This window comes from Trichothermofontia sp. (genome assembly GCF_053493415.1).
Genome location: NZ_JBRCAD010000150.1, coordinates 1 through 5,978 on the forward strand (window position 1 = coordinate 1; position 5,978 = coordinate 5,978).

7 protein-coding genes are annotated in these 5,978 nt (G+C 48.9%); 5 read left to right on the plus strand and 2 right to left on the minus strand.

What is annotated here, in order from left to right; translation table 11 throughout:
- Positions 1-119: 119 nt before the first annotated feature.
- Both glsA and ACWIUF_RS12825 read right to left on the minus strand, forming a co-directional pair.
- A complete protein-coding gene (gene glsA, locus ACWIUF_RS12820) occupies positions 120-1,106 on the minus strand; it encodes a glutaminase A (RefSeq protein WP_448572805.1) in 987 nt (328 codons plus the stop codon).
- A 5-nt stretch (positions 1,107-1,111) separates the two neighbouring features.
- Positions 1,112-1,870 (minus strand): MinD/ParA family ATP-binding protein, encoded by a 759-nt coding sequence (locus tag ACWIUF_RS12825; protein WP_448572806.1) that lies wholly within the window; start codon positions 1,868-1,870, stop codon positions 1,112-1,114.
- 386 nt (positions 1,871-2,256) lie between these two features.
- Between ACWIUF_RS12825 and moaC the strand changes: the two genes are divergently transcribed.
- From moaC to ACWIUF_RS12850, 5 genes are all read left to right on the plus strand, one after another.
- The gene (gene moaC / locus ACWIUF_RS12830; RefSeq protein ID WP_448572807.1) at positions 2,257-2,805 is read left to right on the plus strand and encodes a cyclic pyranopterin monophosphate synthase MoaC; all 549 of its coding nucleotides are present in this window, start codon (positions 2,257-2,259) and stop codon (positions 2,803-2,805) included.
- Positions 2,806-3,115: 310 nt separating this feature from the next.
- Positions 3,116-3,295 carry a hypothetical protein gene (locus tag ACWIUF_RS12835; RefSeq protein WP_448572809.1) on the plus strand — a complete coding sequence of 60 codons (180 nt, stop codon included), beginning with the start codon at positions 3,116-3,118 and terminating at the stop codon, positions 3,293-3,295.
- Between the two features lie 31 nt (positions 3,296-3,326).
- Positions 3,327-3,686, plus strand: a complete 360-nt coding sequence (locus ACWIUF_RS12840; protein WP_448572810.1) for a response regulator — start codon at positions 3,327-3,329, stop codon at positions 3,684-3,686.
- A 27-nt stretch (positions 3,687-3,713) separates the two neighbouring features.
- A complete protein-coding gene (locus ACWIUF_RS12845; RefSeq protein ID WP_448572811.1) occupies positions 3,714-4,343 on the plus strand; it encodes a chemotaxis protein CheX in 630 nt (209 codons plus the stop codon).
- Entirely contained in the window at positions 4,324-5,958 is a 1,635-nt protein-coding gene (locus tag ACWIUF_RS12850) for a PAS domain S-box protein (protein WP_448572812.1), read from the plus strand. The genes ACWIUF_RS12845 and ACWIUF_RS12850 overlap by 20 nt, the downstream gene beginning before the upstream one ends.
- Positions 5,959-5,978: the final 20 nt, after the last annotated feature.

Consider the following 5,978-nt stretch of genomic DNA (forward strand, 5'->3'; position numbering starts at 1 on the left):
GACAAAGCTGCTTCAAGATCAATTTGACAAGCTTCGGGAATGAGGCTATCATAGAACATCATTTTTTATTTGTTAGAGGACAGAATACTGCATTCTGTCCCTTTTTTCCATCGCTTAACCTAACTTTCAACACTTCTGGCATTAAACAAGTGCAAGCCAAAATCCTGGGAAAGATCTTGGCAAACTTTAATCCCCCGAATACTGTTGCCCTTGGCATCTAATAGCGGCGAGAAGGTACCAATCCCCAATTTGCCGGGAACGACGGCTGTAATGCCGCCGCCCACCCCGCTTTTAGCCGGTATCCCCACCCGGTAACACCACTCCCCCGATGCATCATACATCCCACAGGTCAGCATGACGCTAATCACATCTTGGACATAGTGTTCATCGATCGCCCGTTCTTGGGTGACTGGATTCACACCCCCATTAGCCAGGGTCGCAGCCAACATGGCCAGGTCCCTCGCGTTGACCAGAATTGAACACTGCTGAAAGTACAAGTCCAGAGTTTCATCAATCTTGTCACTGACCATGCCAAAGTTAAGCATCAGATAGGCCATCGCCCGGTTGCGAAATCCGGTCGCCTTTTCCGATAAAAAGACCGGCACGTTAATGTCGTGATCGCGTCCGGTGTAGCGCTTAAACATGGCCAGTACCCGCTTTAGTCGTTCAGTCGCGTTGGCCCCTTTGATCAAATCCGCTGTGGCGATCGCCCCCGCATTGACCATCGGATTATAGGGACGATTAGTCGCCTCATCCAGAACAATTGAATTAAATGCTTCACCCGTTGGCTCGACATTTACCTTGCTATGGACATACTCCCGTCCATGATCCTCCAGGGCCAAACCAAACACAAACGCTTTAGAAATTGATTGAATTGTAAATAGCTGGTCACACTCTCCCACTTCAAAGGTTTGCCCATCAGCCGTAATCACGCAAATGCCAAACCACTCGGGTTTTGCCAGAGCCAGTTCCGGAATATAGTCCGCCACTACACCATCATTGAGCACTCGATACTTATCGTATAGATCATTGAGGTAAGTGCGAAAAGGAGATGTTACCGCTGTAATCGAACTGGTCAGGGATTGCAAATCGCCTAAGCCCGACATAGTGCTTACTCCTCAATAATTTTTTGTGCAACACGACGAAATTCCTGACTAACAGGATGTTCAGGATAGGTCACACAAAACACCCCCTCACTCGCCAATTGCACGACATCCTCTGATAAGGGGAAAACGCCAGCCACGGTTTCCTGATAGGTTGACTCAACCTTCTGTTTCAGAGCTTCCGGGTTGAGTTTGCTATGGACTTTGTTAATCGCCAGCAACATTTTGCGGACTTTTAACTGTCGGGCAACATCGACCGTAACAGCCGTTCCCTGATAATCTTGCTTGTCGGGACGCAGAATTAAAACCAAAATATGGGAAATAGCGATCGATAAAAACGTTTCCTTCGACAAGCCGGGATGGGTATCAATAAATAAATAATCAAGCTGAAGTGATTTCACCAGGCTGCGAAACCCATCATTCATTAGCTTGACGTCATAACCATCTTTCAAAATTCGAGCAATATCATCAGCTTTGACACTGGAGGGCACGAGGAACAGACGCCCCTCTTCCCCTAGGTCAATATTAGCACTGACATCATAGGCAGCCGCTTCGATCGGACTATCACCCCAGAGGTAATTATTGAGGGTTTTGTCCATCTGTTCTGGGGCCAGGCAAAACAGGTTATGAATACCTGGAGAGGGGACATCCGTATCCACAACCCCAACGCGATTTCCTAAGGCAGCGACAGTCGCTGCCAGATTGGCCGTAAAGTTAGACTTACCCGTACCACCTCGATAGGAATGTATGGAGACCACCTTAGGCATAAGCGTTCAATATATAAAGAAAAAACTGAGAAACAGCCTTCGCTTTGTATAATTGAAGGTTACAGTGATTGAAACCATGGCGATATGTGAGGCAATTTTTCTGACAGAAAAAGAAGATGTCTCTTATCTGCTAAGCAAATGATAAAGACAGCGACTTTCAGTTATCTTTCCAGTGAGATTTTAATTACTTAAGAATAACAATATTCCAATTAATTCAAGGCCAACATACCAAACTTTGCTACTTTCGTCAAAACTTTCTGAGCACGGTACCGTTTGGCCTCTCATTACTTGATCCACGACAAGCTGAGCGGCGACAATCGATCAGATAACTTTCAGGGTTGCCCGTTAGCCCCTACCGCCAATGCTTGTGGAGCGAGTTCTTACCCATGTCCGCTGCAACTCCTACCTTCCCCCAACCCGATCCGGTTGACCAACCAGCGCGTGATCCGGCCCCTGCCCTAACCCACCTCGATCGCCAGGGACAAGCCCAAATGGTCGATGTATCTAGTAAACTCCCCAGCCAGCGCCGGGCGATCGCTAGGGGGCGGGTGCGGATGCAGCCAGAGACCTTCGCGGCGATCGCGGCGGGTAACGCACCAAAGGGAGATGTCCTAGCAACAGCTCGTCTAGCGGGCATTATGGCCGCCAAGCAAACGGCCCAGTTAATTCCCCTCTGCCACCCCCTGCCCCTACACCAGGTCACGGTGACCCTTGAACCAGATGCTGCTCTGCCGGGTTATCACATCCAGGCGGAAGTAGCCACCAAAGCCGAAACCGGGGTCGAGATGGAAGCCTTGACCGCAGTGAGTGTGGCCGCACTAACCCTTTATGACATGGCCAAAGCCCTAGAAAAATCGATCGTCATTGAAGCAATCGCCCTAGTACAAAAAACAGGGGGTCAATCAGGAGATTACCAGCGCCATGAATCGGGATAATTGCTGCCTAATATTGAGACTATTTCGCCCTACGTTGTCTAGGTTGAGGGGTATTTACCCTACATTATAGACTTACAGCACTTCCATATTTAGTGAGGTACAGACAAGGGGCTTAAGCCCCTTGTTTACAAAGCTTGACAGTACTTCATTAGGGAGGGAACGGCTGTAAAAAGTCAACACCTTCTCGGTAAAATCCCCCTGAAACAATAAAAATCGACGCGAATTGTATCATTCTAATAACCTTTCCTACCGACCTTGGGGACTGGCGATAAAATTTTAGTAAATACCATAGTTCCCGTGGCATAACGTCATGTTGATTGCGGAAACAGTCGTCGGCTTGACGCTAAATACCATTTGGGAGGTAACGATGGCAATCGCCCGTCAGACCCAGCAAAGCGAGGAATCATTAGCAGTGATCATGGCCGACCGTTCAGCTTTTCTCTACAGTTCCCCTCCTAACTTCGACCACTGGCCCACCCTGCTAAACTAGCGTTATACCCTACTTATCTTCCCCATGTCCTATGCCCCGTATCCTGGTTTTAGAGGATTCGCTCCTCTCCCGTCGCATGATTAACCGCATCTTAAGGTCGGCTGGGTATGAGGTGCTTGAAGTCGCGAATGGCAAGACCGGACTCGCGATCGTGGGTACACAGGCCATTGACTGCATTTTGCTCGATTTACTCATGCCGGAGATGAGCGGCCAAGAAGTATTAGCTGCGCTCAAGGAACAAGAAATCCGTATTCCCGTGATTGTGATTAGTGCTGATATTCAAGACAGTACCCGACAGCGCTGCCTTGATTTAGGCGCAGTTGCGATTTTACCTAAGCCCGTTAAGCCAGAAGAATTACTCCATACCCTCAAGCTAGCCATCACCCCCTAAACCTCTCTACAGATTGGAGCCGCCCCTATGAGTTTACTAACAACAACCCAACTGGATGCGTTGCAGGAAATGATTAACATTGGCGTTGGGCGATCGGCGAGTATGCTCAACCAGATGCTCGATGTTCATGTTCAACTTCATGTTCCCCAGGTGAAGGTATTACCCGCCCATGTGGTTGAACAGGAGCTAGTCCAGCAGTTAGGTCTTGATCCCGTTGCCACCGTGCAACTGGGTTTCAGTGGCTCCCTGAGTGGGCTGGCCCAATTGGTATTTCCCACGGCCAGTGCGGCTAAACTGGTGTCTGCTTTGAGCAGTGAAGCAACGGATGGGCCAGAGGATCTGGATATCCTTCGGACAGGCACCTTGAGCGAAATTGGCAATATCGTCCTGAATGGAGTGATGGGGATGCTGAGTAATCTCCTACATCAGCACTTTCAATACTCCATGCCAAGCTACGTTGAAGAAGAGGTTCACCACCTTTTCTCAATTAGAAATGTGCTTAAAGATGATGTTGTCCTCCTAGCTCAAACTCGCTTTCTGATTGAGCAATTACTGGTAACAGGTGATATCATTTTACTCTTCAATATTGGCTCCTTTGACACCTTGCTAGCAGTAATGACAGACAGTTTGGAGCTGTATGATGAACAACCCGCCTGAGTCTGAAGCAGCCTTTGCCTTGCTGGATGCCCTCCCCTTAGGAACCTTTGTCCTGCGGGCTGACTGGAGCGTCCTATTCTGGAATCGTAATTTGGAAAATTGGACGGGCATCCCACGGCAGCAGATTGTGGGTCAGTCACTCCTGGATTTCTTCCCCCACCTACGTCAGCCCAAATATCAAAGTCGGCTGAGCCAGATATTTGAGGGGGGGCCACCAGTGTTGCTCTCTTCCCAACTGCATCCCCACTTGATTCCCGCCTCGAAATCAGATGGCAGCCTGCGGGTACAACAGACAACGGTATCGGCGATCGCAGGGACCCAAGTCGGGGAATTCTACGCCCTGTGGTCAATTCAAGACATTACGGACCTCAGCGAACAGGTTAAGCGCTATCACATGGCCCAAGCTCAAGCCTGGGCAGAAGTCAAGGCCAGACAACAGGCTGAGGCGAAACTCCGGGCTGTGGTTGAAAATACCTCCGCCTTCTTTTCTAGTATTTATTTGTACAGCCCAGAGTGTTGGGAGTATGACTATGTATCCCCTGGGGCGGCAGCAATTTTTGGTTATTCGGAATGGGAGTTTGTCACTAACCCGACTTTATTGATTGAACGCATTTTCCCTGACGATCGCGATCGCGTGGTTAAACCCGCCCTTGAAAAGTTAATGGCTCCCGTTGATCAACTGACGATCGAGTACCGCTTTCAACATAAGGATGGGCACTACCTCTGGATTTCTAATGTTCTCAGTTCCCACTACGATGAGCAGGTCAATGCTTGGTACGCGACCGGGGTCGCTGTGGATATTACTAAACGGAAGCAGCTAGAATTACAACTTCAAGAAAGTGAGCAACGCTTTCGGAATACCTTTGATTATGCGGGCATGGGCATGGCCTGGGTGGATCTCGATGGCCGTTGGCTGCGGGTGAATGCGGCCCTATGTCAGATCACAGGTTATACCGAAGCTGAGCTATTAGCTACTGATGTGCAGTCCCTCACCCATCCTGACGATAGGGTAGTGGACTGGGAAAATGCGCAACGCTTGGTCCGGGGCGAAATTGCCAGCTACCAAATGGAAAAACGCTATCGTCACCAACAGGGATATTGGGTATGGATCTTGCTGATTGCAACTGTAGTCCGAGATCAGGACGGACAACCGCTTTATTTTGTCTCCCAAATTCAGGATATTAGCGATCGTAAACAGGCCGAAGCATCCTTACGGCGCTACGAACGAATGATTGCCGCAACCCCGGATTGCGTATCCCTGATCGATCGTAGTTACATTTATCGCATTGTCAATCAAACCTATTTAAGTTGGTATAAAAAATCCCATGATGAAATTATTGGGCATTCCATTCAGGATCTATTGGGTGAAACATTTTTTCAAACCATGAGTAAACCCCTATTCGATCGCTGTCTAGCTGGGGAAAGCGAACTACGGATCGAGACCTGGCTTGATTATGCTGACGGCGAACGCCGTTTTATCCGAGCAACCTATAGTCCCAGAAGTGTTGAATCCAGATATAAAACTTTACACTTGAGGGTGCGAGAGTCATACAAGCGTTTCTGGAAGCAAATCGTAGCTCCAATGGACGAGCGAACAGCGACGGCTGAGTTCTAGTTGCAAATAGCGAAACTTGT

Coding starts and splice junctions, on each gene's coding strand:
- glsA (WP_448572805.1), bottom strand. CDS start 1,106: ATGTCGGGCTTAGGCGATTTGCAATCCCTGACCAGTTCGATTACAGCG.
- ACWIUF_RS12825 (WP_448572806.1), bottom strand. CDS start 1,870: ATGCCTAAGGTGGTCTCCATACATTCCTATCGAGGTGGTACGGGTAAG.
- moaC (WP_448572807.1), top strand. CDS start 2,257: ATGTCCGCTGCAACTCCTACCTTCCCCCAACCCGATCCGGTTGACCAA.
- ACWIUF_RS12835 (WP_448572809.1), top strand. CDS start 3,116: ATGTTGATTGCGGAAACAGTCGTCGGCTTGACGCTAAATACCATTTGG.
- ACWIUF_RS12840 (WP_448572810.1), top strand. CDS start 3,327: ATGCCCCGTATCCTGGTTTTAGAGGATTCGCTCCTCTCCCGTCGCATG.
- ACWIUF_RS12845 (WP_448572811.1), top strand. CDS start 3,714: ATGAGTTTACTAACAACAACCCAACTGGATGCGTTGCAGGAAATGATT.
- ACWIUF_RS12850 (WP_448572812.1), top strand. CDS start 4,324: ATGATGAACAACCCGCCTGAGTCTGAAGCAGCCTTTGCCTTGCTGGAT.